This window comes from Blastococcus goldschmidtiae (assembly GCF_031845325.1).
In the GTDB taxonomy this organism is placed as follows: Bacteria; Actinomycetota; Actinomycetes; order Mycobacteriales; family Geodermatophilaceae; genus Blastococcus; species Blastococcus goldschmidtiae.
The window spans coordinates 1-474 of sequence record NZ_JAVREI010000043.1; the positions used below are offsets into that span (position 1 = coordinate 1).

A 474-nucleotide genomic window follows, 5' to 3' on the forward strand; every position below is an offset into this window, starting at 1 on the left:
GTTTTTGCGTGATATTCCAGCGGCTTTGGCAGAGACGCTCTTTTTGCTCGTGAGTCCAGCGTTTATCAGCAATCGGTTCTCCGGCCAGGTTGATTACCGCATCAACGCCGTTGAGGTTGCTTTGAGCGGCTAGCCCTTGCCATAGCGTCACCCGAGGGCCGAGAACGGAACTGGCTTTCTGTGGGTTACGCGTCACTACCGTGATTTGATGGCCCAGCTCCAGCAAACGCGGAATCAAATGGCGACCAATTAATCCCGTCCCTCCGGTGATCACTATGTTCATGCAGCCTCCCGATATGGCGGTTAACGCTGCCAGCTTAAGGTCATGGATACCGAATCGGCGTAGCGCAGCGCGTGCAGTTTATCGATCTCCACTTCAGCATACGTCACCCAGTGATGTTCACGTGCGATATCGAGCACATCCTGAGTTAATTTTTCCAACAAAGAGAAACGGTTATTCTCTACATGCTGAAT

General features: G+C 52.1%; 2 protein-coding genes. Both read right to left on the reverse strand.

Features of this window, described 5'->3' with window-relative positions; translation table 11 throughout:
• On the reverse strand, nucleotides 1-283 hold a 283-nt coding region (locus tag RM425_RS21500), incomplete at its 3' end, for an NAD-dependent epimerase/dehydratase family protein (protein WP_311347269.1).
• A 20-nt stretch (nucleotides 284-303) separates the two neighbouring features.
• The gene (locus RM425_RS21765; RefSeq protein ID WP_449495096.1) at nucleotides 304-474 is read right to left on the reverse strand and encodes a FolB domain-containing protein; all 171 of its coding nucleotides are present in this window, start codon (nucleotides 472-474) and stop codon (nucleotides 304-306) included.